Raw genomic sequence first — 2925 nt, forward strand, 5'->3', positions numbered from 1 at the left:
GTACATGCAGGGTGCGACGCAGCTGACGATCCTCAACGGCGCCAAGCTCGCATTATGGGCCGGCCAGTCGGTGGCCCTCGTCGCGCCATCGGGCGCCGGCAAATCGACCTTGCTTCACATCGCCGGCCTGCTTGAGAGTCCCGACGAGGGTGAGGTGTATGTCGGGGGCACGCCGACCTCCGGCTTGCCGGATATCGACCGGACGCAGATTCGCCGCACCGAGATCGGCTTCGTCTACCAGTCGCACCGGCTGCTGCCGGAGTTTTCGGCGCTCGAAAACGTCATGCTGCCGCAAATGATCCGGGGCTTGAAGCGATCCGAGACCGTCAAGCGCGCCACCGAAATCCTCGCTTATCTCGGGCTGGGCGACCGGATCAAGCACCGGCCGGCGGAACTTTCGGGCGGCGAACAGCAGCGCGTTGCGATCGCACGCGCAGTAGCCAACGCGCCGCGGGTGTTGCTTGCCGACGAGCCCACCGGCAACCTCGACCCGAACACGGCCGATCACGTCTTCCAGGCCCTGATGCAACTAGTGAAGGCGACGCGAGTGGCGATGCTGATCGCTACCCACAACATGGAACTGGCCGGCCGCATGGACCGGCGGGTATCGCTCGTCGACGGCCATGTGGTCGAACTGGACTGAAAAGGCTGGATACGAGAAAATTCGACCTCTAGCGATCCTCCCGCAAAGATGAAGTTTCACGGAGAAAATGTGATCCATCCGGGCTGGAAAGTGGCCGCCAGCCACGGCATTCTCCGGAAATGAAGAAATCTGATCTCACCTGTCGGGCCTGCCATGCCGGTTATCGCCGCATCGAGCTGACTTCACGGCCCGGTGTTAAGGGCGAGTTCCGTTGCCTGCTTTGTGATGAAGTGCTGGAAAAGTTCGACGGTTCCACTGACGTCGCGATCCGCCTCACGGTCCAGCCGGAAAAGACCTTCGAAGCGCCGCTCAGATCGCCTTAAAGCACGGCGCTTTCGAGAACGGCCTCCGGTTCCGCGGACTCTAATCCAATAAAGCTTTCGACGATCACATCGGTTCCATGATTCGATGGAACTCGCGGAGAAATTTCTGGGCGTAAATGTGGCGGAACTTTGTGTCAGAAGGTTTCAAAAAACCCCTGTGTCGCAGCGGTTTCTTAAAATTTTCTTGATGCACGTTTCTTCGCCGATGTTGCAGGCGAGCTACAGCAATCTCGGCGAACGTTGGTAAGAGTCGTGTCGGGGCTCGGGCAAACACACAGCTTCGAAAGCAGAGGATTGGGATATGAAGAAAGTTATCATTCTGGCGACGGCAGCTATTGCGGTTGGCGCCGCCGCACCGGCCGTCGCCGCCGATCTTCCGGCGCGGACCTATACGAAGGCGCCAGCGATGGTGCCGTCGCCCATCTATGACTGGAGCGGCTTCTACATCGGCATCAACGGCGGCGGTGCTACCAGCCGCAATTGCTGGGATCTCCTGGGCGGTAGTCCCGAGGGTTGCCACGATGCGACGGGAGGCACGGTCGGTGGCCAGATCGGATACCGCTGGCAGATGTCGTCCTGGGTGTTCGGCGTCGAAGCGCAGGGCAACTGGGCCGATTTGCAAGGCGACAACCTCAGCCTGGATCCGGGCAGTGTCGGCAACCAAAACCGAACCAGGATCGACGCGTTCGGTCTGTTCACGGGTCAGATCGGCTACGCCTGGAACAACGCGCTGATTTACGTGAAGGGCGGCGCCGCAGTCACCGACAACCAGTACGACGTTTTCTTCCCTGCCGGAGGTGCCTTGATCGATTCTGCGAGCGAGACGCGATGGGGCGCTGCGGTGGGCGTTGGCGTCGAATATGCCTTTGCCCCGAACTGGTCACTTGGCTTCGAATACAATCACCTGTTCATGGGCGGCAACGACGTGATCTTCGCGTCGACGGCAGCCGACCACATCAACCAGGACGTGGATATCTTCCTCGCGCGCGTGAACTACAAATTCGGCGGCCCGATGTCTGCGCGCTACTGAGTTAGTATTGAGTTAGGCCCTCAAACTTCCAGACCCCGGCCGCTTGGCCGGGGTTTTTGTTTGTGGTCTGATGACTTCCTTCACGAATTGAACCTAACGCGGTCACTTTCCATACCGGCCCGCTACGGCTCCGTGTCTTTGGGCGCAAGCAGTCCGGGTAGACTGGAAACGGTCCGAGTCCTCAAGCGACGCCATGCGAAACAGAATCCCTACGGTCCTCTCTGTGGTCCTCTTGGTGATTGCCGCTCTATTGGTGTTCAGGGGCGAGCTTCATGCGCACGATCCGCGCCACCTCAGCGGCGATGCTAAACCTGAGACATGTGGCTTCTGGGGTGAGATGTCGGCCGGCATGTCCTGCCGGTGAACGCGCAGGCGCAGTCGCCGCAAGTTAACCATTGGGGTCCTTTTTCAAACTGACCCACTACCACGCACTTGCCTGAGAACAAAAACGGAACTATGTTCCCGATATGTTCTTACCTAGGGAGGTAGTCATGTTGCGGGTTTTTGTTGAGGAAGCAGCTGCGTTGGCGTCGATAGGCCTCTTTGTCGGAATGGTCGCGATATGGGCTCAATTGATTCCCCAATTGTAGGCTTGCGGCCGGTTTGTGGACGGCCCAGCGTGAGGGTTTTCCCCCTTTGGGGAAAAGCCTGATAGCGGCAGGTGAGGGGCGAGGGGCGCGTAGACTTGCTTGGCTGGAGGCCTCACGATGGAGGGTAGCCGAGTCGCTTCCAGCGGCGCGTGCTCCCTCAAAACGCTGAGTTGCCGATAACGACATGTCAAAGCCCGTGGCGCCGTCCTCAAATCCTGGATTCGTCCATCTCCACGTCCATTCGGCCTATTCGCTGCTGAAGGGCTCGATCAAGATTGCCCGGCTCGGCGAACTCGCCAAGGCCGACCGTCAGCCGGCGTTGGCGTTGACCGATACCGA

4 protein-coding genes are annotated in these 2925 nt (G+C 59.7%); all 4 read left to right on the top strand.

Features of this window, described 5'->3' with window-relative positions; translation table 11 throughout:
* Nucleotides 1-643, top strand: a 643-nt coding sequence (locus tag WB528_RS26320) for an ABC transporter ATP-binding protein (protein WP_423892221.1), incomplete at its 5' end; no start/stop codon positions are given.
* A 119-nt stretch (nt 644-762) separates the two neighbouring features.
* Nucleotides 763-966, top strand: coding sequence for a hypothetical protein (locus WB528_RS26325; RefSeq protein WP_423892223.1), 204 nt, complete (start codon nt 763-765; stop codon nt 964-966).
* A 301-nt stretch (nt 967-1267) separates the two neighbouring features.
* Nucleotides 1268-1996: an outer membrane protein gene (locus WB528_RS26330; protein ID WP_423892225.1), complete on the top strand. Its 729-nt coding sequence runs from the start codon at nt 1268-1270 to the stop codon at nt 1994-1996.
* A gap of 774 nt (nt 1997-2770) precedes the next feature.
* Nucleotides 2771-2925, top strand: a 155-nt coding sequence (locus tag WB528_RS26335) for a PHP domain-containing protein (protein ID WP_423892227.1), incomplete at its 3' end; no start/stop codon positions are given.

This window comes from Bradyrhizobium sp., from assembly GCF_049586575.1.
Classification (GTDB): Bacteria; Pseudomonadota; Alphaproteobacteria; order Rhizobiales; family Xanthobacteraceae; genus Bradyrhizobium.